Annotated in this window: 22 protein-coding genes and 1 riboswitch; of the genes, 14 read left to right on the forward strand and 8 right to left on the reverse strand. The window is 68.7% G+C overall.

What is annotated here, in order from left to right:
- Position 1: 1 nt before the first annotated feature.
- From F6B43_RS06745 to F6B43_RS06765, 5 genes are read left to right on the forward strand one after another with little or no spacing between them, the layout of a single operon-like run.
- On the forward strand, positions 2-772 hold the full coding sequence (locus tag F6B43_RS06745; protein WP_150448049.1) for a succinate dehydrogenase iron-sulfur subunit: 771 nt from the start codon (positions 2-4) through the stop codon (positions 770-772).
- A 37-nt stretch (positions 773-809) separates the two neighbouring features.
- Positions 810-2,012 carry an MFS transporter gene (locus F6B43_RS06750; protein WP_150448050.1) on the forward strand — a complete coding sequence of 401 codons (1,203 nt, stop codon included), beginning with the start codon at positions 810-812 and terminating at the stop codon, positions 2,010-2,012.
- A gap of 9 nt (positions 2,013-2,021) precedes the next feature.
- On the forward strand, positions 2,022-3,281 hold the full coding sequence (locus tag F6B43_RS06755; protein WP_150448051.1) for a YihY/virulence factor BrkB family protein: 1,260 nt from the start codon (positions 2,022-2,024) through the stop codon (positions 3,279-3,281).
- Positions 3,282-3,324: 43 nt separating this feature from the next.
- Positions 3,325-4,173: an exodeoxyribonuclease III gene (locus tag F6B43_RS06760; protein WP_150448052.1), complete on the forward strand. Its 849-nt coding sequence runs from the start codon at positions 3,325-3,327 to the stop codon at positions 4,171-4,173.
- Positions 4,174-4,194: 21 nt separating this feature from the next.
- On the forward strand, positions 4,195-6,294 hold the full coding sequence (locus F6B43_RS06765) for a winged helix-turn-helix domain-containing protein (RefSeq protein WP_150448053.1): 2,100 nt from the start codon (positions 4,195-4,197) through the stop codon (positions 6,292-6,294).
- Between the two features lie 32 nt (positions 6,295-6,326).
- Here F6B43_RS06765 and F6B43_RS06770 read toward each other — a convergent pair whose 3' ends face one another.
- Positions 6,327-8,735, reverse strand: coding sequence for an arylsulfatase (locus F6B43_RS06770; protein ID WP_150448054.1), 2,409 nt, complete (start codon positions 8,733-8,735; stop codon positions 6,327-6,329).
- 152 nt (positions 8,736-8,887) lie between these two features.
- Between F6B43_RS06770 and trpS the strand changes: the two genes are divergently transcribed.
- Positions 8,888-9,892 (forward strand): tryptophan--tRNA ligase, encoded by a 1,005-nt coding sequence (gene trpS / locus F6B43_RS06775; RefSeq protein WP_150448055.1) that lies wholly within the window; start codon positions 8,888-8,890, stop codon positions 9,890-9,892.
- A 230-nt stretch (positions 9,893-10,122) separates the two neighbouring features.
- On the opposite strand, the gene F6B43_RS06780 is transcribed toward trpS, so the two are convergent.
- Positions 10,123-10,992 carry an endonuclease domain-containing protein gene (locus F6B43_RS06780; RefSeq protein ID WP_150448056.1) on the reverse strand — a complete coding sequence of 290 codons (870 nt, stop codon included), beginning with the start codon at positions 10,990-10,992 and terminating at the stop codon, positions 10,123-10,125.
- A 316-nt stretch (positions 10,993-11,308) separates the two neighbouring features.
- Between F6B43_RS06780 and F6B43_RS06785 the strand changes: the two genes are divergently transcribed.
- Positions 11,309-11,872: a GNAT family N-acetyltransferase gene (locus F6B43_RS06785; protein WP_150448057.1), complete on the forward strand. Its 564-nt coding sequence runs from the start codon at positions 11,309-11,311 to the stop codon at positions 11,870-11,872.
- Positions 11,873-11,911: 39 nt separating this feature from the next.
- Complete coding sequence (locus F6B43_RS06790; protein WP_150448058.1) at positions 11,912-12,796, forward strand: Fpg/Nei family DNA glycosylase; 885 nt, start codon at positions 11,912-11,914, stop codon at positions 12,794-12,796.
- A 44-nt stretch (positions 12,797-12,840) separates the two neighbouring features.
- Here the strand turns inward: F6B43_RS06790 and glpK are convergent, their stop codons facing one another.
- Together glpK and F6B43_RS06800 are read right to left on the reverse strand one after the other, a co-directional pair.
- Positions 12,841-14,364 carry a glycerol kinase GlpK gene (gene glpK, locus F6B43_RS06795; protein WP_150448059.1) on the reverse strand — a complete coding sequence of 508 codons (1,524 nt, stop codon included), beginning with the start codon at positions 14,362-14,364 and terminating at the stop codon, positions 12,841-12,843.
- A 61-nt stretch (positions 14,365-14,425) separates the two neighbouring features.
- Positions 14,426-16,234 carry a glycerol-3-phosphate dehydrogenase/oxidase gene (locus F6B43_RS06800; RefSeq protein ID WP_150448060.1) on the reverse strand — a complete coding sequence of 603 codons (1,809 nt, stop codon included), beginning with the start codon at positions 16,232-16,234 and terminating at the stop codon, positions 14,426-14,428.
- 124 nt (positions 16,235-16,358) lie between these two features.
- A riboswitch (FMN riboswitch) is annotated at positions 16,359-16,519 on the forward strand.
- Between the two features lie 58 nt (positions 16,520-16,577).
- Between F6B43_RS06800 and ribD the strand changes: the two genes are divergently transcribed.
- Genes ribD through ribH form a run of 4 tightly spaced genes read left to right on the forward strand, consistent with a single transcriptional unit; the run spans position 16,578 to position 20,072 of the window.
- The gene (gene ribD, locus F6B43_RS06805; protein ID WP_150448061.1) at positions 16,578-17,642 is read left to right on the forward strand and encodes a bifunctional diaminohydroxyphosphoribosylaminopyrimidine deaminase/5-amino-6-(5-phosphoribosylamino)uracil reductase RibD; all 1,065 of its coding nucleotides are present in this window, start codon (positions 16,578-16,580) and stop codon (positions 17,640-17,642) included.
- Positions 17,642-18,307, forward strand: coding sequence for a riboflavin synthase (locus tag F6B43_RS06810; RefSeq protein ID WP_150448062.1), 666 nt, complete (start codon positions 17,642-17,644; stop codon positions 18,305-18,307). Before ribD ends, F6B43_RS06810 begins: the two co-directional genes overlap by 1 nt.
- Positions 18,304-19,602 carry a GTP cyclohydrolase II gene (gene ribA, locus F6B43_RS06815; RefSeq protein WP_150448063.1) on the forward strand — a complete coding sequence of 433 codons (1,299 nt, stop codon included), beginning with the start codon at positions 18,304-18,306 and terminating at the stop codon, positions 19,600-19,602. The genes F6B43_RS06810 and ribA overlap by 4 nt, the downstream gene beginning before the upstream one ends.
- Positions 19,599-20,072 (forward strand): 6,7-dimethyl-8-ribityllumazine synthase, encoded by a 474-nt coding sequence (gene ribH / locus F6B43_RS06820; protein WP_150448064.1) that lies wholly within the window; start codon positions 19,599-19,601, stop codon positions 20,070-20,072. Before ribA ends, ribH begins: the two co-directional genes overlap by 4 nt.
- 96 nt (positions 20,073-20,168) lie before the next feature.
- Here ribH and F6B43_RS06825 read toward each other — a convergent pair whose 3' ends face one another.
- The 4 genes from F6B43_RS06825 to F6B43_RS06840 form a co-directional block, all read right to left on the reverse strand.
- On the reverse strand, positions 20,169-20,615 hold the full coding sequence (locus tag F6B43_RS06825) for a DUF2269 family protein (RefSeq protein ID WP_150448065.1): 447 nt from the start codon (positions 20,613-20,615) through the stop codon (positions 20,169-20,171).
- A gap of 128 nt (positions 20,616-20,743) precedes the next feature.
- Positions 20,744-21,550 (reverse strand): ABC transporter permease, encoded by an 807-nt coding sequence (locus F6B43_RS06830; RefSeq protein WP_150448480.1) that lies wholly within the window; start codon positions 21,548-21,550, stop codon positions 20,744-20,746.
- Between the two features lie 14 nt (positions 21,551-21,564).
- Positions 21,565-22,461, reverse strand: coding sequence for an ABC transporter permease (locus F6B43_RS06835; RefSeq protein WP_425486805.1), 897 nt, complete (start codon positions 22,459-22,461; stop codon positions 21,565-21,567).
- Positions 22,458-23,399: an ABC transporter ATP-binding protein gene (locus tag F6B43_RS06840; RefSeq protein ID WP_150448066.1), complete on the reverse strand. Its 942-nt coding sequence runs from the start codon at positions 23,397-23,399 to the stop codon at positions 22,458-22,460. The genes F6B43_RS06835 and F6B43_RS06840 overlap by 4 nt, the downstream gene beginning before the upstream one ends.
- A 221-nt stretch (positions 23,400-23,620) precedes the next feature.
- On the opposite strand from F6B43_RS06840, the gene F6B43_RS06845 reads away from it, so the two are divergent.
- Both F6B43_RS06845 and F6B43_RS06850 read left to right on the forward strand, forming a co-directional pair.
- Positions 23,621-23,836, forward strand: a complete 216-nt coding sequence (locus F6B43_RS06845; RefSeq protein WP_150448067.1) for an AsnC family protein — start codon at positions 23,621-23,623, stop codon at positions 23,834-23,836.
- Positions 23,837-23,880: 44 nt separating this feature from the next.
- On the forward strand, positions 23,881-25,821 hold the full coding sequence (locus tag F6B43_RS06850) for an ABC transporter ATP-binding protein (protein ID WP_150448068.1): 1,941 nt from the start codon (positions 23,881-23,883) through the stop codon (positions 25,819-25,821).
- Positions 25,822-25,852: the final 31 nt, after the last annotated feature.

Below are 25,852 nucleotides of genomic sequence, written 5' to 3' on the forward strand. Positions count from 1 at the left end.
GATGACGATCGTCACCGACGCTTCGGACACCGCCCAGGCAGCAGCCGACACCGGCATCCAGGCCTTCCTCGTCACCTTCATCATCCGCCGCTTCGATCCCGAGGTGGACGCTGAGCCGCGCTGGGTGGACTACGACGTCGAGCTCTACTCGACCGACCGCGTGCTGGACGCCCTGCACAAGATCAAGTGGGAGGTCGACGGCTCGCTGTCGTTCCGCCGCTCGTGCGCGCACGGCATCTGCGGTTCGGATGCGATGCGCATCAACGGCCGCAATCGCCTCGCGTGCAAGACGCTCATCAAAGACCTCGACATCTCCAAGCCGATCTACGTCGAGGCGATCAAGGGACTCCCCCTCGAGAAGGACCTCATCGTCGACATGGAGCCGTTCTTCGCCTCCTATCGCGAGGTGCAGCCGTTCCTCATCGCGAACTCCACGCCTCCGAAAGACAAGGAACGCATCCAGTCGATCGCCGACCGCGAGATCTTCGACGACACGACCAAGTGCATCCTGTGCGCCGCGTGCACATCGTCGTGCCCCGTCTTCTGGACCGACGGGCAGTACTTCGGTCCCGCAGCGATCGTCAACGCGCACAGGTTCATCTTCGACTCGCGTGACGACGCCGCCGACGTGCGCCTCGACATCCTCAACGACAAAGAGGGCGTCTGGCGCTGCCGCACGACCTTCAACTGCACCGAGGCATGCCCTCGGGGCATCGAGGTGACCAAGGCGATCGCCGAGGTCAAGCAGGCCGTCCTCCGCGGTCGCTCCTAGCGACCGAGCTCGCAGCCCTTCCTGACCGAGGAGCGCCGTGACCGACATCCGGGACACCGTCGTCCCGACCCGCGCCAGGGTCGCCGTCTCGGCAGCCTACGCCGCGCAAGGCCTCGGGTACGCCGTGATCGTCACGACGCTGCCCTCCTTCAAGGCTCAGCAGCAGATCGACGACACCGCGATCGCGCTCATCATCCTGCTGGTGTGCGCGGCCGCGGCGATCGGATCGGTCGTCGCGGACCTGATCGCCAAGCGTGCGGGCAGCCGGATGTCGCTCGTGGTCGGTCTGGCCCTGGAGGTCGTCGGGGTCGCGATCGTCTGGATGGATCTGCCGCTCTGGGCGTTCGTCGCCGGATTCGCGATCTACGGTATCGGACTCGGCGGAGTCGACGCCGCGGGGGCGATGCAGGGCGTCCTCGTGCAGCGGAGGTACGGTCGCGACCTCATGGGCGGCTTCTTCGCGGCCTACACCGCCGCGGCGATCCTCGGGGCACTCGCCGTCGCCGGCTCCGCCGCGATCGGCGCCGCACCATCCGCTCAGCTCGCACTCGTGATCGTGGTGGCATCGGGGGTCGCGGTCTGGGGCCTGTTCGCCTTCGACCGCACACACGCGGCCGCCGCACCCGGCGCCCCGAGCACGACTCCGCTCCCCCGCCGTGGCATCTGGCTCTTCGGCTTCGTGATCCTGGCCGCCTTCACCCTGGATTCGGGGGTGAGCACCTGGAGCACGGTCTACCTGCAGGATGACCTCGCCGCTGTCGCAGCGATCGCGCCGCTCGGATACGCGGCATACCAGGTTGCGATCCTCCTCACCCGCCTCGCCACGGATCGGGTGGTCGATCGCTGGGGACCGCGCCCGGTCGTGCTCTGCGCCACGCTCGTCTCGATCGCGGGGCTGGTCTTCGTCGCAGCGCTCCCCTTCACCGCCGCCGCGATCGTCGGTTTCGCGCTCGCCGGCGTTGCGGTGGGAGCGCTCGTGCCGATCTCGTTCACGTCCGCCGGCTCGCTGGCGCCGCTCCGCAGCGACGAGATCATCGCGCGCGTGAACCTCTTCAACTACGTGGGCGCCGTGCTCGGGGCGGTCGTGATCGGACTGCTCGCCGACGGGCCGGGGCTCGGCCTCGGCTTCCTCGTGCCTGCACTGCTGCTCGTGCCCGTGCTGTTCGTGGCCCGGCGCTTCCGCGCCGCGACGCGCACGGACGACCCCGCGACGGCGGATGCCGCATCCACCGATCGCTAATCTGGGGGCGTGAGCGAGAAGAGCGCGGGGCTCGGGAAACCCGATCCCCGCACCGCGGCCGACGAGGCCGCGCGCGAGGAGGAGAGCCTCCGGCAGCGGTGGGAGTCGACGCAGGACTCGCTGCGCGTGCGGTTCGACGAGCCGATCCAGGCTGCGACCAAACTCACCCGCGCCACGATGGCCTGGTTCCCGGTGCGCGTCTGGCGTCACTTCCTCCAGAACAACGGCTTCCTGATGGGAGCGGGCATCAGCTATCAGGCGCTGTTCGCGATCTTCGCGGCGATCTACGTCGCTTTCGCGGCGGTGGGCATCTGGCTGGGCGGCAACCCGCAAGCGGTGCAGGCGATGATCGACGTGATCAACAGCTACATTCCCAACCTGATCGCCGAGTCCGGCGGGGTCATCACGCCCGCACAGGTGCAGGCGATCGCCTCCGAGACAGGCAGTGTGCTGAGCATCACCGGCCTGATCGCCCTCGTCACCGTGATCTGGACGGCGATCGGATGGGTCACCTATTCGCGTCGCGGGGTGCGCGAGCTGTTCGGCATCCCGCCGGATCGACGCAGCTACGTGCTCCTGAAGGCCCGCGATTTCGTCGCCGCTCTGATCTTCGGCATCGCTCTCGTGATCGGTGCGGCCCTCAGCTCGATCAGTGCGTGGGCTTTCGCATGGGTGCTGTCATTGTTCGGGATCGACACCGGATCGGGGGTGCTCAACTCGAGCATCCGGATCGGCACCGTCATCGTCTCGTTCGCGCTGAACTCGGTCGCGCTCGCGGCGATGTTCCGCTTCCTGACCGGCACACAGCTGCGCTGGCGCAGGATCTGGCCCGGCGCGCTGCTCGGCGGCGGGGCCCTGACGATCGTGCAGTTCGGTGCGGGTCTGCTGCTGAGCTATACGCCGTCCAACCCTCTGCTGGCGACCTTCGCGATCTTCGTCGGGCTGCTGCTCTGGTTCAAGATCAACGGCATCATCCTGCTCGTCGCGGCCGCGTGGGTGGCAGTGGCCTCGAATGACCGAGACATCCCGATCCTGGCCCAGACCGAGGCCGAGCGCCTCGCGGCCGAGCACGCAGCGCTCCTGCTCGCCGCACAGGTGCGACTGCGCACGGCGCGCGAGGCGCGCGCCGATGCGCCGTGGTACCGGGCATGGGGCGCCGATCTCGCCGTGCGCGAGGCCGAGACCGAACTGGCTCGTGTGGAGGCGACCACCCCGCCGACACCTCCCGCCCGAAACGGCACGCTCCGAGGAAGGAAGTCCAAAGACTGACCGTGCCGGACGCGACGTCGGTGACCCTCAGTAGTCTGATCCGGTGCCCCAACGCGTCCGCATCGCCACCGTCAACGTCAATGGAATCCGCGCCGCAGCCCGCAACGGCATGCACGACTGGCTCGAGACGGCCGACGTCGACATCCTGACGCTTCAAGAAGTCCGCGCCACGGGCGCCGACCTCGCCACGGCGTTGCCCGGCTGGCAGATCGTCAATGACGAAGCCCTTGCCAAGGGGCGCGCCGGGGTGGCGATCGCCGCGCGCGCACCCCTCGACATCTGGCGGGTCGAGCTCGGCGACGACGCCCTCGACTCGAAGGGCCGGTGGATCGAGGCCGACTTCGCGATCGACGGCGAGAACCTCACGGTGGTCAGCGCCTACGTGTTCACCGGCGAAGACGGCACACCCAAGCAGGACGCGAAGTACGCCTTCCTCGATGCGATGGGTGTGCGGATGCCGCAGCTCGCCGCCGACGACGGGCTCGCGGTCATCACCGGCGACCTGAACGTCGGTCATCGCGAGCTCGACATCCGCAACTGGAAGGGCAACGTCAAGAAGGCCGGCTTCCTCCCCCGCGAACGCGCATACTTCGACCGATTCATGGGCGAGAGGGGCACCCTCGTCACCGGCGTCGATGGGTCGGTCGGTCCGGGGCTCGGGTGGGTGGATGTCGGGCGCCGATTCCATGGCGAGGTCGACGGTCCCTACACCTGGTGGTCGAGCCGGGGCAAAGCCTTCGACAATGACACGGGCTGGCGAATCGACTACCAGCTGGCCACACCGGCGCTCGCCGAACGGGTCGTCGATTACCGGATCGCCCGTGCCGCGTCGTGGGACACCCGATGGAGTGATCACGCTCCGGTCATCGTGGATTACACTTTGGGCGGTTGACCGCCATCGAAAGGGGTTGACGTGACTCTCGCCGATCACCTCGAAACGCCGCGCGCCTGGAGCGCCGACAGCCGGTGCGTCGTGGTGCTCGCGCCCGCGGGCTACGGAAAGACCACTCTCCTGCGCCAATGGGCGACCGACAGCGGGCTCCCGTTCCTCTGGGTGACGCGTCCGGTCACGGCTGAGGCCTCTCCCGATGGTCTCGCCGTGGCGATCCTCGATGCGATCGGACAACGGTGGCCTGACGCCGTACCCACGACACTCCCCCCTCGCGCAGCGCTCGGAGCATTTCTCGCGCAGCCTCCCGAGCCTCTGGTGCTGGTCTTCGACGAGACCGAGCGAATCTCCGCGGCGCACCTCTCCACGATCTTCGAGCTGCCCACCGCCCCCGGTGTCCACATCGTCGTCGCGGGTCGCTCGCTCGACGAGCGCGCGCTCACGGCCGCGCGGCTGGCCGGCCCGGTGCGGTTCGTCGGAGTCGACGAGCTCCGTCTCGGCGTCGCAGAAGCCGAGCAGATCCTCCTCGACCTGGACGCCGACGAGATCGACGATCTCGTGCGCGTGACGGACGGGTGGGCCGCCGGACTCCGGCTCGCGGCATCAACGGCCCACCGAGGAACGCCGGGCGAGGGCTTCACCGGCCGCGAACGGATCGTGGTGGAGTACGTGCGCTCGCGCGTGCTCGCCGAGCTCGCCGACGACGTGGCTGACTTCGTGATGCGGGCCTCCCTGTTCGAAGAGCTGGAGGCGGGCCTCTGCGATGCGGCGCTCGCCCGCACCGGTTCGCAGCAGATACTCGAAGCACTGGAAAGGAGCGGGCACTTCCTGTTCGCCGTCGATCGCCGTTCGCGCAGATTCGCCTGGCAGCGATTCGTGCGCGCCGCGCTCGAAGACGAGTGCGAGCGCCGTTTCCCCGGCGAGATCAGTGCGATCCGACGGCGCGGAGCCGACTGGCTCGCCCACCACGACCGGCCGGTCGAGGCCCTGCGACTGCGTGTGGCAGACGGCGCGCGAGCCGACGCGCTCGAAGTACTGGGTGCCGCAGTGCTTCCGATGTTCTACGCCGGCGAGCTCACCGCCCTCGTCGACCTGTTCCACGGCATCGGTGCCGACATCGCGACGACCGACGGTTACCTCGCGACGATGTTCGCCTACGCGGGCGTCATGACCGGCGACTACGTGTGCGCGACCCGGTGGGGCAAGGTGGCCGCAGACCATTACTCCCGGCATCCGTTCAAAGACTCCGATGAGGCGGTCGCCTACCTCACCTATCGAGCCCACCTCGCGGCGAACGGCACATCGGCGATGCTCGAAGACGCCCTCGCTGCGCGACGGGAGGTCGCGGAGTCGAGCCCGTGGCGGTCGCCGACGCTCATGATCGCCGGCATCGCGCTGTCGCTCACGGGTCACCCCGCCGAAGCGGCCGCAGCGCTGGACGAGGCGATCCACCTCAGCCGTGAAGAGAACGCGAGCGCGGCCCTCGTGCTGGCACTCGCCCAGCGTGCGCTCCTCATGGAGACGCCGAATCACTCCCAGCCGCTGGTCGATGAAGCGATGGAGGTGGCACGTGACGCGAAAATGACGATGTACCCGCAGACGGCGTTGCCGACCGCCCTCGCCGCCCTTGCCGCGGCGCGCAGGGGCGAGCGCGAGCGAGCGCGTGAGCTGCTGACCGCGGCAGAGCGATACCGGCCGCTCGTGGGCAAGGCCCTCCCGTGGCTCGCGGTGCAGCTGCGTATCGCGATCGTCCGCACGGCGATACGGCTCGGCGACATCGCCGTGGCGCGTGGAGCGCTGCGCGAGGCGGAGGAGATGATCGCGCTCCTACCGGGCCGAGGCCCCCTCGCCGCAGAGATCCGATCTGTCTCCGATGCCGTCGCGGGCCTGTCCCTCGGAGAGCGCACGGGACCTGTCGCCGGCGCGAACCTGCTCACAACGGCCGAATGGCGGCTGCTCCCCCTTCTCCCGACCCATCTCACCTTCGAAGAGATCGGCGGGCGCCTGCACCTCTCGAAGAACACGATCAAGACGCAGGCGATCTCCATCTACCGCAAGCTGGGGGTCTCATCCCGCTCAGAGGCCGTCGAAGCGGTGCGCACCCTCGGCCTCATCGAGGCCTGACCCCATCCCTTCGCCGCGTCGGGCCGGGTGCCTCACGATTCGATGTGACGGGCGTGTCGCCCCGCCGTCTCGGCACGATGCAGGCCTTCGTTCGCGGCCCGACCGGGGGGACGCACATCGACGTCGATCCGCTCGATGCTGCCGTTCCACGCGAACGGCGCGAGATGCTGGTACGCGCGATCGACGACCTCGCCGTTGTCACGACCGATGTCCATCCCCGAGTACCCGTTGAACATGATCGGCACCGTGCGATCCATCCGGCCGCGGCCGACGACTTCGCCGTCTATCCACAACGTCACCTCGCCGGGCGGCGCCATGACCGCGGCATCCGCATCGAAGTCCAGCCGGATCGCGACCGCTCCCGACGGGATCGGCACTCCCGACACCTGACGATAGGTCTCGACGCCCATGAAGCTGTACGTGTGGCGCAGCAGGCCGTTCTGAGCGAACAGGCTGAATCCGCCGAGGTGATCGAACGCCGCCAGCAGCACGCCATCCGCGCCCTCAGGCGGAACGGTCACGTGCGCGGTGATCGAGTAGGAGCGATTGAGGATGGGCGGCATGATCCCGGCCGGCGAATTCTGCACATCCGCTCCCCAATAGGTCCACCTGGTCTGCTCGCGGAGAGGCGGCACGACACCGAAGAACGCCGACATGCCGGCGAGCATCGGCAGTGCATTGTTGCGTGCGGCCTCCTCCCACCAGAGCGCCTCCAGCTCACGGACCTTCTCCGGATGCTCGGCCGCGACGTTGCGCGCCTGCGAGAAATCGTCCGGCAGGTAGTACAGCTCCCATTCGAGAGCGTCCGGATCGAACACGTCGGGCGCGAACCTGCGGATCGTGGCGGGCGTGGCATCCCACGGGATACGCGGAAGCATGCACGCCGCCCACCAGCCGTCCTGGTACATGCCGCGATTTCCGTAGATCTCGAAGTACTGCCGGGTGTGCTGTTCGGGCGCATCGGCATCGTGGAACGAGTACGCCAGGCTCGTGCCCGCCATCGGCGTCTGCACGATGCCGTCCACGGTGAGCGGCTCAGGGATGCCGGCGATCTCGAGGATCGTGGGCCCGATGTCGTTCACGTGACCGAACTGGCTGCGGAGCCCTCCGTGGTCGGTGATGGCTGCCGGCCAGCTCACCACCATCGGGTTGCGGGTGCCGCCGAGGTGCGACGCGACCTGCTTGCCCCACCGGAACGGCGTGTTGCCCGCCCACGCCCACGCGGCCGAGCAGTGCGGCGCCGTGTCGGGGCCACCCCATGAATCCAGTCCGCCATGGGCATCGATGAGGGCCAGCTGCTGCTCGGAGGTCAGCGGGATGCCGTTCTGCATCGTCAGCTCGTTGAACGAGCCTGTGAGCGTACCCTCGAGCGAGGCGCCGTTGTCACCCCAGATGTAGAGGATCAGCGTGTTGTCGAGCTGACCCATGCGCTCGATCTCGTCGATCAGGCGACCGATGTTGTGATCGGCGTTCTCCTGGTAGCCGGCGTAGACCTCCATCTGACGCGCATACAGCGCGCGCTCGTCGTCCGTGAGCGAGTCCCAGGCGGGAAAGGCGTCGTCGCGAGGAGTCAGCTCGGTGTCGGCGGGGATGACCCCCAGCGACTTCTGTCGGGCGAAGATCGCCTCGCGCGCAGCATCCCATCCCTCGTCGAACCGACCGCGGTACTTGTTCGACCACTCCTCGGGGACGTGGTGCGGGGCGTGCGCGCACCCTGTCGAGTAGTACATGAACCAGGGCTTCTCCTGCTTGTGGGCCGTGATCCCGTGGAGCCACTCGATCGACTTGTCGGTGAGCGCGTCCGGCAGGTAGAAGTCTCGGTCACCGGGCCCGCCGTAGGCCTGGTCGACAGCGTCGTTCTCGTAGATCATCGGGTCGTACTGCCCGGACTCTCCCGAGAGGAATCCCCAGAAGTAGTCGAAGCCCCACCCGCTCGGCCACCGGTCGAAGGGCCCCGCCGGCCCGTGCACGCGACTGGGCGACAGATGCCACTTGCCGATCGCGGCCGTGGAATAGCCGTTGTCGCGCAGGATCTTGGGGAACGGCGTGCAGCTCTTCGGCAGCACGCCCGAATAGCCGGGGAACGGACCGGGGAGCTCGCCGACCGACCCGAATCCGGCCGCGTGGTGGTTGCGCCCGGTGAGGAGCGCAGCGCGCGTGGGCGAACACAGAGCGGCGACGTGCATCGCGTTGTAGCGCAGGCCCCGATCCGCGAGGCGCGAGAGATTCGGGGTGTCGATGGGCCCGCCGAAGGTCGAGGCCTGGCCGAACCCGGCGTCGTCGATGAGGATGAGGAGCACGTTGGGTGCTCCTTCCGGTGGCGGCACATCGGCGACGATCCCCCAGTCCGGGACGGAGTCCGCGAGGGTCCGGCCCATCGTGCCGCTGAACGGGACGTCTCGGATCGGGAGCTGCGTGCGATCGACCTCGTGATCAGGCATCGACGGGTCCTTTCGGCTTGTTGACGGCTTCGGGCCATCGAACCGCCGATGCGCGCGGGCGTCTTCGTCCGCTCGGCATGATCTCTCGACGCGCCCCGCACGCCCGCCGCGCCCCCGCCGGGGAGGATTCGCGCCGCGCCTAGGATTGACGGGTGACCAAACCGCGCCTCTACTCCGGCATGCAGCCCTCGGCCGATTCGCTCCAGATCGGCAACTACATCGGGGCGCTCATGCAGTGGCGCGACCTGCAGGACTCGTACGACGCGTTCTTCTCCGTCGTCGACCTGCACGCGCTCACCCAGCCGGACGACCCGGCGGAGCGGCGCGAGAAGACGCGGCGCACCGCAGCGCAGTACATCGCGGCCGGCATCGAGCCATCGCGATCGACGCTCTACGTGCAGTCGCATGTGCCCGCACACTCCGAGCTGGCGTGGATCCTCTCCACCATCACCGGCTTCGGCGAGGCGGGGCGCATGACCCAGTTCAAAGACAAGTCGGCCCGCTACGGCGCAGATGCGACGAACGTCGGACTCTTCACGTACCCCGTGCTGATGGCATCCGACATCCTCCTGTACCAGACCGACATCGTGCCGGTCGGCGAGGACCAGAAGCAGCACATCGAGCTCACCCGCGACCTCGCCGAGCGGTTCAACAGCCGCTACGGCACGGCGTTCACGGTTCCGATGCCGGTGATCCAGAAGGGGACCGCCCGCATCTACGACCTGCAGAACCCGACGGCGAAGATGTCGAAGTCGGCGGAGTCGGACGCGGGTGTGCTGTGGATGCTCGACGAGCCGACCGCGACGGCGAAGAAGATCATGCGCGCCGTCACCGACAGCGAGGGTGTCGTGCGGTTCGATCGGGAGACCAAGCCCGGGGTGTCGAACCTGCTGGTGATCTACGCCGCGCTCAGCGGGCAGCAGATCGCCTCGATCGAGAACGAGTACGCGGGGCGGGGCTACGGCGACTTCAAGAAGGGGCTCGCCGAGGTGGTGGTGTCGGAGTTCGAGCCCGTGCGCGCTCGGGCGCTGGAACTGCTCGACGACCCCGCCGAGCTGGACCGCGTGCTCGCGCACAACGCGGGCCGCGCCGCCGAGGTGGCCGATCGGACGCTCGCGGACGTCTACGACAAGATCGGCCTGCTTCGTCGGGGGTAGCCCAGGCGCCGGCGTCGGCCCATCCGCCCCTGCGGCCGTGCTGCGCGAGCCCCGCGGCCATCCGCCCCCGCGGCCGTGCTGCGCGAGCCCTGGTGCACAACGCAGGACCGATGGCCGATTCGGGATACCGATCGCGGCGTGTCGCCCTTGCCCTGCACGATCGATCCTGCGTTGTGCATTGCGGGGACGCCTCTTTCGGGGTTCGCTGTGTGCGATGCCGACGGCTCTGCTCAACCTCGTCCGGACAGCAAGCCCCGGATGGCTGCGATGAGGACCTCGGGTCGATGAAAGACCAAGTTCGCGGTCGGACGGATGACGACGTAGCCGCGAGCGGCGAGCGCCAGATCCCGCTCGCGGTCGGCCTCCTGCCGCTCCCACCCCTGGTGGAAGGCACGGCTGTCGCACTCGACGACCAACCAGCCGTCGATGACGAGATCTACCCTTCCGACGCCCGCGATGGTCTTCTGGACGTCGACTCGTCGGCCGAACGCACGCAGCAGGAGACGCGCGAACGTCTCGGACCCGGCCTCCGCGCGTCCATCGACAAGCGGGCGAAGCGCGCCGAACCTCGCCGGAAGCATGCCGAAGAGCCGTTCCAGCTCCTCCGATGCTAGGACGCCCTTATTCAGCGCACTGTCGATCGATGCGATGGTGGCCCGCGGCTCCTGACACAGTGCCGCATGCGCCAGCGCGTAGATGACCGGTGTGATGTGAGTGCCTTCTGGCGCATCGATCGTCGACCAGTGCACGGTTACCGCCTGATCCCGAACGGTCGCCAGGGACCTTCTTCGAGAGTGCGGAGACCTGAGGCGCCCGTCATATCTCTCGACCTGGACATGGAGACGAGAGTTGCGGAGCACGAAGACCCCCAGCTCCTGAAGCGCGGTCAGGCACGTGACCCTTCCGCCGACGGTCTGCGCCTTGACGACGTTGGGTGAGACGTCTGCCGAAACATACACGTTCCTTCGGGCTCGGATGAGCTGGCCGTTCTCGAGCGCTTTATCGATACCGCTTCGAGTCACGCCGGACGCCCGGAGCTCGCGATATCCGACAGCACGATCGACGGGGATTCCAAAGCCGTCAAAGAGGTCACCGATCATCAGCACAGGCTGCCGTCCCTGCGCACGACCCTCGGGCGGACTGCCCTCCACCAGTGAAGAAGCCGGATCGAGGTGGGCCTGGGGAGGAACCGCCGGGAGGCCCGTCTGCACTCGAGGGCGGCCTTCCCCGACGCACAACGCAGGATCAACCGCCGCCGAAGGCCTCGCTCTGCGGCGTGTCACCCCGTAGATGCCCGGTTGATCCTGCGTTGTGCATTCAAGCGGCGTGCAAGAGGCGGCCCGGAGACGGCGGCAGCCCGGGTCGGGGTCCGAGCATGGGCGGCGGGGATCAGCGACGCGGGCTAGGGTGGGCGGGATGGACCCGGTCACGCTGCGCACTGCGCGCCTGGAGCTGTCGATCCCCACAGAGGCCGACGTCGATGCGATCTTCGAGGCGTGTCAGGATCCCGGCATCCAGCGCTACACGACAGTTCCGTCACCGTATGAGCGCCGCCACGCGGAAGAGTTCATCCCGCGGGTGGCCAAGAACTGGGCCATGGACCTCGAACAGACCTGGGCCGTCCGTGAGGGTGCCGTCCTCGCCGGAATGGTCGGGCTCTACCGTCTGGGCACCGGCTCCGCCGAGCTCGGGTACTGGATGTCGCCGGGTTCCAGAGGGCGGGGCCTTCTCACCGAAGCCGCGCGCGCCGTGATCGACTGGGCATTCGCTGACGACGGCCTCGGGCTCGAGCGGATCGAGTGGCGTGCGGTCGTCGGCAACACAGCGTCGGCGCGGGCCGGGCGCGCGCTCGGCTTCCGCTATGAGGGACTGCTGCGTCAGGCGCTGCTGAGCCCGACCGCGCGCCACGACGGCTGGATCGCGGGCCTCCTTCCCGGCGACGATCGGACGCCGCAGCCCTGGCCCGTGCTGGAGGACTGACGCGCGACCGAGTGTCGGGCACGGGGATAGGGTTGGCGCATGCCGGAGATGCCCGAGGTTCAGGGTCTGGTCGACTTCCTCGGCGGGCGTGTGACCGGGCTCGAGATCACGCGCGCCACCGTCGCGGCGATCGCTGCGCTCAAGACCTACGATCCGCCGGTGCAGGCGCTCGAGGGCACCGTGGTCTCGAGCGTCGCGCGCCACGGCAAATTCATCGACATCGCGACGGGCATCCCCGCGAATGGGACGGATGCTGGTCCTCACCTCGTCTTCCACCTCGCGAAGGCGGGCTGGCTGCGCTGGTACGACCAGGTGTCGACGACGCTCATCCGACCGGGGAAGACCCCGATCGCGCTGCGTGTGGCGTTGGGCGACGGTTCGGGGTTCGACCTGACCGAGGCCGGCACGAAGAAGTCGCTCGCCGTCTACGTGGTGCGCGACCCTGCGGACGTGCCCGGCATCGCCCGGCTCGGGCCGGACCCCCTCGGCGAAGGCTTCACCCGCACCACGCTGGCCGAGCTGCTCGCGGGCCGTCGCACGCAGATCAAGGGGGTGCTGCGCGACCAGTCCGTCATCGCCGGTGTCGGCAACGCTTATTCCGACGAGATCCTCCACGTGGCGAAGATGTCGCCCTACGCATTGGCCGCCACGCTGAGTGACGAGGAGGTCGACCGTCTCTACGCCGCGATGGTCGAGACCCTGACGGATGCGGTGGCCGAGGCATCCGGCAAGCCCCCGGCGGATCTGAAGGACGCGAAGCGCCGAGGGATGCGGGTGCACGGCCGCCGCGGTGAGACCTGTCCCGTGTGCGGCGACACCGTCCGGAGCGTGTTCTTCGCCGACAACAGCCTCGAGTACTGCCCCACGTGCCAGACCGGCGGCAAGATCCTCGCCGACCGGAGACTGAGCCGGCTGCTCAAGTAGGCGCAGCTGAAGGTCGGCGAAGGCCGACCTATGACAACGCCGACCTATGACAACTCTGTCACGTCATCGTCGACCCAATCGAGCGACTTCGTCACGGCCTTGCGCCACAGCCGAACTCGACGGTCGGCCTCGTCCTGCGGCATCCGCGGCTCCCACCTGGCGCCCTCCCGCCACTGGGCACGGAGGGCATCGCGATCGCGCCAGACTCCGGTCGCGAGCCCCGCGGCGTAGGCGGCGCCGAGAGCGGTGGTCTCGACCACCGCCGGGCGAACGACGGGGATGCCGAGGATGTCGGCCTGGAACTGCATCATCAGGTCGTCGCGCGATCCTCCGCCGTCGACCCGCAGCTCGGCGAGCGCTGTGCCCGTGTCTGCCACGATCGCGTCGATCACGTCGCGGGATTGGAAGGCGGCGGCCTCGATCGCCGCGCGCGCGATGTGCGCCTTGTTGACATACCGTGTGAGGCCGACGAGAGCGCCCCGGGCGTCGGGGCGCCAATAGGGCGCGAACAGGCCCGAGAAGGCCGGGACGAAGTACGCCCCGCCGCTGTCGTCGACGGTCGAGGCGAGTCGTGCCACTTCGGCGGCCGAGTTGATGATGCCGAGGTTGTCGCGCAGCCATTGCACGAGCGACCCGGTGACGGCGATCGACCCTTCCAGCGCGAACCGCGCGGGCTCGTCGCCGGCGCGGTAGGCGACCGTCGTCACCAGGCCGTGCTGCGAGCGCACGATCTCGGTGCCGGTGTTCACGAGCAGGAAATTGCCCGTCCCGTACGTGTTCTTGGACTGGCCCGGGTCGAAGGCCGCCTGGCCGAAGGTCGCCGCCTGCTGATCGCCGAGGATGCCCGCGATCGGGATGCCGCGGGCTGCGGGTGGTTCGTGCACGTCGCCGACGACCCCCGACGACGCGACGATCCGCGGCAGCATGCTCCGGGGAATGTCGAAGATCTTGAGGAGCTCGTCCGACCAGTCGAGGGTGGCGAGGTCCATCAGAAGTGTTCGGCTCGCGTTCGTGACGTCCGTGACGTGGATGCCGCCGCGCGTGTCGCCCGTGAGGTTCCAGATCAGCCACGTGTCCGGCGTGCCGAACAGGAGATGGCCGGCCTCGGCATCCCTCCGCGCGTGCCGCACGTTCTCGAGTACCCACGCGATCTTGGATGCCGAGAAGTACGTGGCAAGCGGCAACCCGGTCGCATCGACGAACCGGTCGGTGCCGCCGTCGGCCGCGAGGTCGTCGATGAGCGGTTGGGTGCGCGTGTCCTGCCAGACGATCGCGTTGCAGACCGGGTGCCCCGTCCGACGATCCCATACGATGACGGTCTCGCGCTGATTCGTGATGCCCAGCCCCGCGATGTCGCTCGGTCCGAGCCCTGCCTCATCCAGTGCTGTGGCGAGGACCCACTGCGTATTCGTCCAGATCTCGATCGGGTCGTGCTCGACCCATCCGGCGCGGGGGAAGATCTGTTGGTGCTCGCGCTGGGCCGTGGCGACGATGCCCCCGTCGGCATCGAAGACGATCGCCCGGGTCGAGGTGGTTCCCTGGTCGAGCGCGAGCACATGATCGGCCACGTCGTTCCCCTTCGAGTCGGTGGCTGGCCCCTGGATTCATCCCAGGGGCGGCTCCGTCAGGCTATCGCGCGCCGACGAGCCCGTCGTCCGCGTTCGATGACCGGTCGGCCGACCAGCTCGGATCGGCGGCGTGCACCTTCTGCAGCGCACGCTCCACCTCGTGCGCGCACTCCTGTTCGTCCCACCCGAGCACGGGTGCGATCGCCTCGGCGATCTCAGCGGCGGCTCCGGCGGAGGCATCGCCGACGAAGGCCAGGATCGTGCGCCGTTGGAGCACGTCGTCGAGGTGGACGACGGACTCGGTGCGGGCCACGTGCCGCAGCTCCCCCGTGCTGTACGAGGGGAGCGTGGTGAGCGCGCGGTCGGAGGGATCGGACCCGATCGCCCGGACGACATCGGCGGCGACTGTGCCGTAGCGCTCGAGGAGCGTCGCGACGCGGGCGAAGCCGAGACCGGGGTCGTGCGCGCCGATCCACTGGCGGCGGGCCCGCTCGGTCGTGGGGAAGCCGCGGCCGCCGCCGATCGGCAGCCCCTTCGTCGAGCGCCGGCGCGGGCGCGAGAGAAGCGCAAGGGCGTGATCGGCGAGATGCTCGGCCGATGCCCGGAAGGTGGTCCACTTACCGCCGACGAGGCTCAGCACCGTGGCATGCGACGGGGAACCCCGCCGTCCGCCCAGGGGCTCGGCATCGATGCGGTAGTCGCGCGACACGAACCCGGGGGCGAGGTCTCCGTGACCGGGCAGTGGCCGCACGCCCGCGAAGCGGTAGACGATCTGCGCACGGCTCACTTCGATCTCTGGCAGCACGTGCCCGATCAGATCGATGAAGTAGTCGACCTCGGCCTCGGTGCATACGGCGGCCTCGGCCATGTCGTGCTCCAGGTCGGATGTGCCCACGAGTACCCGCCCATTGAGCGGATAGATGAGCACGATGCGCCCGTCCTTGTGCTCGAAGAACAGCTCGCGACCGCCCGTCGCGGCCACCAGCTCGGGGTGGTCCAGCACGATGTGGGAACCCTTCGTACCGCCCATCCGCACGGTGGGGTCGCCCAGCGCCGCGTTCGTGAGGTCGGTCCACGGCCCGCTGGCATTGATGACGACGGATGCGGTGAACTCCACCTCCTCGCCCGTCTCGACGTCGCGCAGCACGATGCGGCCCTCGTCCGACGCGATGGCCGCGGTGTAGTTCGCGGCGCGCGCACTGTCGGCCGGGGCGGGCGCTGTCGGATCCTCCGCGCCGGAGGCCAGAGCATCCCGGAGGACATCGATCGCGAGCCGCTCAGGGTCACGCAGCGAGGCGTCCCAGTAGGTCGCCGTGTAGCGGACGGCGGGAGTGAGCGCGGGCAATTGCTCGAGCGACCGCCGTCTCCCGTGGAAGGAATGCCGCCCGACGCGCTGCCCGGTGGCGAACAGACCGCCGCGCGAGAAGGAGTCGTAGATCACGAGACCGATCTTGATGAGCGCGGCCCCGCGCTCTCGGTGGGCACCGGCGCCGTGGCGGAGAAACCGGAGCGGCGCGGTCAAGACCCCGCTGAACGTGGAGAAGACCGGGATCGTCGTCTGCAGCGGCCGCACGTAGTGGGGGGCGATCTGGAGCAGCGCGTTCCGCTCGGTGACGGCCTCGTGCACGAGGCGGAATTCGCCGTTCTCGAGGTAGCGGATTCCACCGTGGATCATGTGCGACGACGCCGCCGAGGCACCGCTGACGAAATCGGCGCGTTCGACCAGCGCCACATCGACACCCTGGAGTGCGAGATCGCGGAAGGTCGCGAGGCCGTTGATCCCCCCACCGATGATCAGCACATCCGCATACGGGCGCTCCGCCAGGCTCGTGAAGGATGCCCTCAAGCTCGGGGCCCGGTGATCGGCCATGCCTCCCCCTCTCCCCTTCCAGGCTAAGGTCCCGGCGAGATCGGGGACGCATCAGCGAGCATAAGTTCATGCGCCGACATGGAATGAATCCCCGCATCGGGCGTTGAGTAGACTCAGAGCAACACAGTGCTCCGGGGTCGGTGAGAATCCGAACCGGCGGTGACAGTCCGCGAGCCGAGGCGCCGGCACCCGATTCGGGTGCTGCCGAAGCTGATCCGGTGAAATTCCGGAACCGACGGTGATGCGAGGAAAATCCCTCGTCAGTCCGGATGGGAGGCAGCACAGGACGGCGTGACGCGCGCGGTCGCCTCCCGCAACCTCGAGTTCGATCAGAGGCAGACGGATGACGACGCAGGACGCGGAACGCGCAGCGATGGACCGCGCACTCGCACTCGCGCTGAACGGCCCTCGCGGTCTGAACCCGCAGGTGGGTGCCGTCATCCTCTCTCCTACGGGCGATGTGATCGCCGAGGGCTGGCATCGCGGCGCAGGAACGAACCATGCCGAGGTCGACGCGCTCTCGCAGCTTCCCGCCGGGGGTGCGCGTGGCGCGACCGCCGTCGTCACCCTGGAACCCTGCAACCATCGCGGCCGCACCGGCCCGTGCTCCGAGGCGCTGATCGCCGCCGGCGTCTCGCGCGTCGTCTATGCGGTCGAGGACCCCAACCCCGCCGCGGGAGGGGGCGCTGAGCGCCTCGCCGAGGCGGGCGTCGAGGTCGTCGCCGGAGTGGAACGCGCCGAGGGCGAAGAGCTTCTCGCCTCGTGGCTCGAGACCACAAGGCTCGGTCGCCCCCGCGTCACGCTCAAGTGGGCGCAGAGCCTGGACGGGCGCGCCGCGGCGGCCGACGGCACGAGCCAGTGGATCACAGGACCGGATGCCCGGGCCGACGTGCACCGCAGGCGCGCCGTCGCGGACGCCATCGTGGTGGGCACGGGCACCGTCCTCGCCGACGATCCGTCGCTGACCGCGCGGGATGAGAGCGGCGCCCTGCGGGGTACCCAGCCGCGGCCGGTCGTGATCGGACGCTCTGAGATCCCCGGCGAGGCCGCGATCCACCGCCACCCGAAGGCACCGCTGTTCTACGCCGACCACGACCTGGGCGCCGTTCTCGCCGACCTGCGCGAGCGAGGTGTCCAGAGCGTGTTCGTCGAGGGCGGCCCTACGCTGGCATCCGCCTTCCTGCGTGCAGGGCTCGTCGATGAAGTGCTCGCGTACATCGCCCCCGTCCTCCTGGGCGCAGGACGCCTGGCCATCACCGATATCGGGGTCGGCACGATCGGCGACGCGGTGCGCCTGGACGTGGCATCCATCCAGAGTCTCGGCGACGACCTGCTCATGATCGCGACGCCGAGAGCCGAGTCGAAAGCGACCGGGTATGAAGCGCCCGGCCGAGAAGGAGTTCGCTGATGTTCACCGGAATCGTCGAAGAGATCGGTGCGATCACGGCCGTGGAGCCGTCAGGAGACGGCGTGCGCGTGACGGTCCGGTCGCCGAAGACCGTGTCGGATGCCGCGCACGGAGACTCGATCGCCGTGAGCGGCGTGTGTCTGACCGTGGTCGATCGAGGCGATGATTGGTTCACCGCCGACGTGATGCGCCAGACGCTCGACATGTCCACGCTCGCGGGCGTCGAAGCGGGGCGCGCGGTGAACCTCGAAAGGGCGACGGCGGCGCACGGCCGGCTGGGCGGCCACATCGTGCAGGGTCACATCGACGGCACGGGCGAGATCCTCGAGGTGCGCCCTGGCGACCAGTGGCGCGTCATCCGCGTCGCCCTCCCCGACCACCTCGCCCCACTCGTGGTCGACAAGGGGTCGATCGCGGTCGACGGAGTGTCACTGACCGTCAGCGCCGCCAGTCCCGCCGATGCGGCCGAGCAGTGGTTCGAGGTCTCGCTCATCCCCGAGACCCTCGTCGCCACGACGCTCGGCGCACGGGTTCCCGGCGAACGCGTCAACCTCGAGACCGACATCCTCGCCCGTCACGTCCAGCGCCTGCTCGCCTTCGCGCCCGGCGCCGCGAACCCGAACGGGGCGGCAGCCGCCGTCCATCTGGAAGGAGGCTCACGATGAGCCTTGCCACCATCCCCGAAGCGCTCGACGCTCTGCGCGCCGGACGCCCCGTCATCGTCGCCGACGACGAGAACCGCGAGAACGAGGGCGACGTCATCCTGTCGGCCGAACTCGCCACGCCCGAATGGATCGCGTGGACCGTTCGGTGGTCGAGCGGCTTCATCTGCGCCCCGATGCCCGCTGATTGGGCGGATCGCCTCGATCTGCCGCCCATGGTCGCCATGAACGAGGATGCGCGAGGGACCGCGTACACGGTGAGCGTGGACGCCGCCGACCGGAAGAACTCGACCGGCATCAGCGCAAGCGATCGGGCCCACACGCTCAACGTCCTGGCCGATCCCGCCTCCACCCCCGGCAGCGTCATCCGCCCAGGGCACATTCTCCCGCTCCGTGCCGTGGACGGCGGGGTGCGCGAGCGCGGCGGCCACACCGAGGCGGCGGTCGAGCTCATGAAGCTCGCAGGTCTCAAGCCCGTCGGCGCGATCGCCGAGGTGGTCGCCGAAGACGGCGGCATGATGCGCCTGCCGGGGCTCATCGAACTCGGCGAACGTGACGGCGTCCTCGTCATCACGATCGAGCAGCTGATCGCCTACCTCGACGAGATCGACCCGATCGAGGTCGATGAACATTCTGCGCACAAGCGTCGCGTGAGCCTGCGCGCAGAGGCGCAGGTTCCGACCGCTCACGGCGACTTCCGGTTCCTCGCCTACAAAGACCGCGTGACAGGGACCGATCACCTCGCCGTGATCTCCGGCGACCTGGCCGACGAGGCGCCCCTCGTGCGCGTGCACTCCGAGTGCCTCACGGGCGAGGCGTTCGACTCGCTCAAGTGCGAGTGCGGACCGCAATTGGATGCTGCGCTCGACGCCATCGCCACCCAGGGCGGCGTCGTCATCTACATGCGCGGCCACGAGGGTCGCGGGATCGGCTTGATCAACAAGCTCCGCGCCTACAGCCTCCAGGAACGCGGTCTCGACACCGTCGATGCCAACCTCGCGCTCGGGCTCCCGGCCGATGCCCGCGACTACGCGGCGGCAGCCGGCATCCTCGCCGACCTCGGTGTCGACAAGGTGCGGCTGCTGACGAACAACACCGACAAGGTGCACCAGCTGCGCGAACTCGGACTCGAGATCAGCGAGCAGGTGCCGCTCCTGGTCGGCGTCGGACCGAACAACCACCAGTACCTCTCGACCAAGCGCGACCGGATGGGGCACATCATCGCCGAAGCAGATCTCGAAGACGCTCTCGCTCAGATGCACGAAGCCGGCACGGCGGCGAAGGGGGCAGACGCGTGAGCGGCAAGGGGGCACCCATCGTCGGCGGCACGGACGCCACGGGGCTGGACATCGTCGTGATCGCGGGGACATGGCACGAGGTCATCACCGACGGCCTGATCGCAGGCGCCGAGCGGGCGCTCGATGCCGCCGGCGCCGGGTGGCGTCTCGTGCGGGTGCCCGGGTCGTTCGAGCTCCCGGTCGCGGCCAAGGCCGCGCTGGATGCAGGCGCCGACGCCGTCGTGGCTCTCGGCGTCATCATCCGCGGGGGCACGCCCCACTTCGAGTACGTCTCGGCCGCCGCCACCGACGGGCTGACGCGCGTCGCGCTCGACACGGGCAAACCCGTCGGCTTCGGTGTGCTCACCCTCGACGACGAGCAGCAGGGGCTCGACCGCGCGGGTCTCGAGGGCTCCAAAGAAGATAAGGGTGCCGAGGCGGCGGATGCCGCGATCCGCACCGCACTCGTCCTCCGCGCGCTGCGCGGCTGAGTCGGTCGCCCGAGGTCTTCTCGGTCGGAGAATCGGGCCTCTGTCGGAGGATTTCGCGAGGAATGCTCCGACGTCGGGCGAATTGTCCGACGGGCGCTACGGCTTCCAGATCATGAGCACGACGACGGCGACCAGCAGGAGAGATGACACGCCGCTCGCTGCGGCGATCGCGCCGTAGCCCGACGGCTTGGCCCCGTCTGCGACCGAACCGGCGTCGAGCTCGGCCGCAGCCTTCGTGAGCTGGGGTACGACGACGAACATGGTGGCGACGAAAGCGATCACGTACAGGATGCTCGACCACAGGATCCACGGAGTCGTGAACGTCAGTCCGTACTTCGGGTCGGCGAGGCTCATCGCGCCGAATCCGAACACGAATGTCAGCAATGACAGCCAGGTCAGGATCATGGTCGACTTCGCCAGCGTGCGCACTTGCCCCGCGTTTCCCGCCCGCAGGGCCCTCAGCCCGGTCATGGGAAGGATCGCCATGGGGCCGACGATGAAGACCGCGGTGCCGATGTGGAGGATGCTGATGAGGGTGTCCATGCGCCAGAGCTTACGTGATACTGAAGGTTCGCGAGAGCCCTGGGAAGTCGACCTGATCCACGGCACTCGGTGGAGTGACGCTGATGCCGCCGCCCTGGGCCGCGACATCGGTCGGGGGCCCGCCGACGTCAGTCCAGGAACAGCGCCCGCAGCCGCTTCGTCGTGAAGACGAGCCCGACGGCGATCATCACGACGAAGTACCCGACGTGAATGTACATGGCACTGGAGAGGGCACCCGTGGTGAGACCGCGGATGAGCTCGACACCGTGCCAGAGCGGGAGCGCCTGCACGATCCACTGCACCCACTCCGGGTAGATGGTGATCGGGTAGAACGTCGCCGAGAAGAGGAACATCGGGAGCATGATCAGGTTGATCCAGTCCATCTGCTGGAACGCCTTCATGTAGCTCGTGATCGCCATCCCGAGGCTGGCGAACCCGAACGCGATCAGCACGACCGCGGGGAGGGCGAGGATGGCGGTCCAGGCGAGGTTCAGCCCGAAGACCTGCATGATCACCATGAATCCGCACGCGTAGAGCAGGCCGCGCAGGAGCGCATACAGGATCTCACCCAGCGCGACATCGAGCGGGCCGAGCGATGTCGCCAGCATCCCCTCGTAGAGCTTGCCGTAGTTGAGCTTGAAGAAGACGTTCCAGGTCGAGTCGTAGACCGCGCCGTTCATCGCCGACACGGCCAGGAGGGCCGGGGCGATGTACTGCGCGTAGGTGACCGTCGTTCCCGTCGTGGTCTGCACATCGCCGATCAGACTGCCCAGGCCGATACCCATGGACGCCAGGTACAGCACCGGCTCGAAGAAGCCCGAGAGCACCACGATCCAGCTGCTGCTGCGCGCCGCCAGAAGCCCGCGCTGCACGACCGCGCCCGGATTACCGGCCCACAGCGCGCCGACGCTGCCGCGCCGGGTCGGGGTCCGCATGCTCGTCACTGCGGTCACGACGCGAGCCTCCGTTCGAAGATGCGCCGGGCGAGAATCCACCCGACGACGGCGAGAGCGACGAGGTAGAGAACATGGACGACGATCCCGAGCCCGCCGGTTTCGTGGCCGTAGGTGAGTGCCCTGCCGAGTTCGGAGGCGTGCCACAGCGGCGAGATCCACCCGATCCATTGCAGCCAGATGGGGAGCGCCCCCAGGGGATAGAACGTTCCCGAAAACAGGAACATCGGCATGAAGACGAATCTCTGCACGAGGGCGAACTGCCCCTTGTCGTCTCGGATCGTGGCCGCATATGCCATCAGCGGAATGCCGAACGAGAGCCCGGCCAGCACGGCGACGAAGATCGACAGCCACCCCGTCGCCGGGTCCGGAACCGCACCGAAGACCCAGATGAACAGATAGTAGGCGACGGCGACCACCAGCATCCGCGCTCCGGCGCCGTTCGTGACGCCGACCGCGATCTGCGACGACGACAGCGGCGACGCGTTGAATCCGTAGAAGTAGCGCCGCCATTTGAACCCCGACAGGACCGGGTACGTGAACTCCTCGCTCGCCACGGCGATCGTCGCACTCATGAGCAATGCCGGCGCGACGAAGACGAGATAGCTGACCTGCTCGCCGCCGTCGACGATGGGCGCCTGGATGAGGGCGGCAAGACCCAGCGCGAGCCCGAGAAGGTACACGACGGGTTGCCCGATCGCGCCCACGACGATCGTCCAGCCGTAGGCGCGCATGGCCCGCACCATGTGCTCGGTGACGTACCAGCCGCCGAACGCGCGCGGTCGGCGGCCCCAGGCGAGCGCTTCGGCGCGCAGATCGTCGAGCGACGGCTGCGTGACCGCGACGGATGCCGCCGCATCCATCGCAGCATCCTCCGGATGTTCGCCGGTCATTCGATCAGCGACCTTCCGGTGAGCCGCAGGAACACGTCCTCGAGGCTCGACCGGCGCACGAGCGATGTGATCGGCTCCAGACCTCCGGCGACCACGCGCTCGAGGGCTCTCTCGCCGCTGTCGGTGTAAATGAGCACCCGGTCGGGAAGCACCTCGACCCGATCGCCGATACCCTCCAGATTCCCCGCGACCTGCTGATTGCGGTCCGACCCGAAGCGCACCTCGAGCACCTCTCGACTGGAGTGCTCGCGGATGAGCGACGCCGGCGTGCCCTCCGCCATGATGCGACCCTTGTCGACGACGACGAGGCGATCGCACAGCTGTTCGGCCTCGTCCATATAGTGCGTCGTCAGCACGAGAGTCGTGCCGCGCTCCTTGAGCCGGAACAGCCGGTCCCAGAGCACGTGGCGCGCCTGCGGGTCGAGGCCGGTGGTCGGCTCGTCCAGCAGCAGGATCCGCGGGTCGTTGATCAGGCCGCGAGCGATCGTCAGCCGGCGCTTCATACCGCCCGAGAGCGCGTCGACCTTGCTCTTCGCCTTGTCTTCGAGCGCGGCGAATGCGAGCAGCTCGTCGGCCTTCTCATGGCACGCTTTGCTCGACAGACCGAAGTAGCGGCCGTAGATGTAGAGGTTCTCGCGGGCGTTCAGCTCGCCGTCGAGGTTGTCCTGCTGCGGGACGACCCCGAGCCGCGAGCGGATCTCAGGGCCGTACTGATCGGGATCGAGTCCGAGGATGCTGAGCCCGCCGCTCGTACGCGTCGACACCGCGCCGATCATCTTCATCGTGGTCGACTTGCCTGCGCCGTTGGGGCCGAGCAGTCCGAACGACTCCCCCGGGGCGACGTCGAAGCTCAGACCGTCGACGGCGACGAAGTCGGGCTTGCCCTTGACCTTGTAGGCCTTGACGAGGTTCTCGGCGGCGATGACGGCTGTTGGCACCCGTAGAGCCTATTACCGGCCTCCGACGCGACTCCCCCCTCCTCCCTCCCCCCTCCCCTCCCTCCTCCCCTCCCCCCCTCCAACCTGCCGTGTCAGGTTGGAGGGGGGGAGGGGCTAGGGGCTAGGGGCTAGGGGCTAGGGGCTAGGGGCGCGGGGCTAGGGGGTAGGGGGTAGTCAACCTGGATTGACAACATCCGACTCTGTCAACTACCGTTGACGAAATGAGCAGCGACGATATCCGCACCCTCGTCGGATCGGCCGCCGAGGGCGAGCCGATCGCCGAACTGCATCGGCTCGCCGCGGTGCGCCGAGAGATCGCCCGCGCCGAAGAGGTGCAGGTGCGCCGGGCCCGCGTGCAGGGCTACTCGTGGCAGGCCATCGCGGCCGCGCTGGGTGTGACCCGGCAGGCTGCGCACAAGAAGTACGGTCGAAGGTAGGGTTCCACCCCCTGCTTCGCCCCAGAGGAACGCAAGGAAGAGTCATGTCCACCAGCACCACCGCCCGCACCGGACGATCTCGGCTCAGAGGCAAAGAGCCCGCCGGCCCGAGGGCGACCTTCCGTCAGCTCCTGCCTTTCATCTTCGAGCACAGGCGCACGCTCATCGTCGTTGCCGTGCTCAGCATCCTCGGCGCGATCGCCACGCTCGTGCAACCGCTCCTCGTCGGGCAGCTGATCACCCGGGTCCAGAACAACGAGGCGCTCGGGATGCTGGTGTGGGCACTGGTCGCCTTCGTCGTCGTCGCCGCGCTGATCTCCGGATTCCAGCACTTCCTGCTCCAGCGCACCGGTACGGCGGTCGTCTACTCCAGTCGTCGCAAGCTGATCGCCCGGATCCTGCACCTTCCGATCAGCGAGTTCGATGCGCGTCGCACCGGCGACCTGGTCTCGCGGGTCGGCACCGACACCACCCTCCTGTATGCCGTTCTGACGCAGGGACTCGCCGACGCGATCGGCAACGCCCTGATCTTCCTCGGCGCGCTGATCGCGATGGCGATCATCGACCCGGTGCTCCTCGCCATCATCGTGATCGTCATCGGAGCGTCGGTCGTCGGCGTCGTCCTGCTCAGCGGTCGTATCCGCGTCGCCTCGACCGAGCAGCAGGTCAAGGTCGGCGAACTCGCATCGGGCGTCGAGCGCGCGATCGGTTCGATCCGCACCGTCCGGGCGGCCGGGGCGACCGAGCGCGAGGTCCAGAGCGTCACCGAGCGCGCGACCGAGGCCTATACGGTCGGGGTCCGCATCGCGAAGGTGTCCGCGCTCGTCCTCCCCGTCGCGAGCATCGCGCTCCAGGTGTCGCTGCTCGTCGTGCTCGGGGTGGGCGGATTCCGCGTCGCCTCCGGTGCCATCCCGATCGCGAGCCTGGTCACGTTCATCATGTTCCTCTTCATGCTCATCGCGCCGCTGGGTTCGACCTTTGGGGCGATCACCTCGGTCAATCAGGCCCTCGGCGCACTCGGCCGCATCCAGGAGGTGCTCGACCTCCCGGTCGAGTCGGACTCCGACGCAGCAGTCGCCGCGTCCCTTCCCGGTACCTCGATCCGACCGGATGCTGCCGCCCCGGCCGCGATCGAATTCGTCGACGTGCACTTCTCCTACCCCGAGAACGTCGTCGCGGCCCGCGCCGCCGCTGAGGCCGAGGCCGTGCGCGTCCTCGAGAACGCGCACGTGGATCCGGCGACGTCATCGGTCACCGTCGTCCAGGACGGCGAGTCAGCACCCCTGCACGGCGACCTCGCGCAACCGGGAGTCCTGCAGGGCGTCTCGTTCCGGGTGCCGCGCGGCAGCAGGGTGGCACTCGTCGGGCCGTCGGGCGCGGGAAAGAGCACGACGCTCTCGCTCATCGAGCGCTTCTACGACCCGACGGCCGGGGCGATCCTCGTGGACGGCGTCGACATCCGTGCCCTCGAGCGCGACGAACTGCGCGCCCGTTTCGGCTATGTCGAACAGGACGCGCCGACGCTCGCCGGAACGATCGCCGACAATCTCCGGCTCGCCTCACCCGAGGCATCCGATGCCGACTGCGAACGCGTGCTGCGGGCGGTCAACCTCGGCGAGGTGCTCGAGCGCAGTCCTCTCGGGGTCGACGCAGAGGTCGGCGAGGGCGGCGTCATGCTCTCGGGCGGCGAGCGTCAGCGCCTCGCGATCGCGCGGGCCCTGCTTGCGGCCGCGCCGATCCTGCTCCTGGACGAATCGACGTCTTCGCTCGACGGTCTCAACGAGCAGCGGATGCGCGACGCGATCGACGCGGTCGCCGAGGGGCGCACGCTCATCGTGATCGCCCATCGCCTGTCGACGGTGGTCGACAGCGACCACATCGTCGTGCTCGATCATGGCCGCGTCGTGGGGCAGGGCACGCACTCGGAGCTTGTGGAATCCACTCCGCTCTATCGGGATCTCGCGCGCCACCAGCTGCTGGTCTGACACACTCGCACCCTCCTTCCGCAAGCCTGCG

The sequence above is a fragment of the Microbacterium rhizomatis genome, from assembly GCF_008710745.1.
GTDB lineage: Bacteria > Actinomycetota > Actinomycetes > Actinomycetales > Microbacteriaceae > Microbacterium > Microbacterium rhizomatis.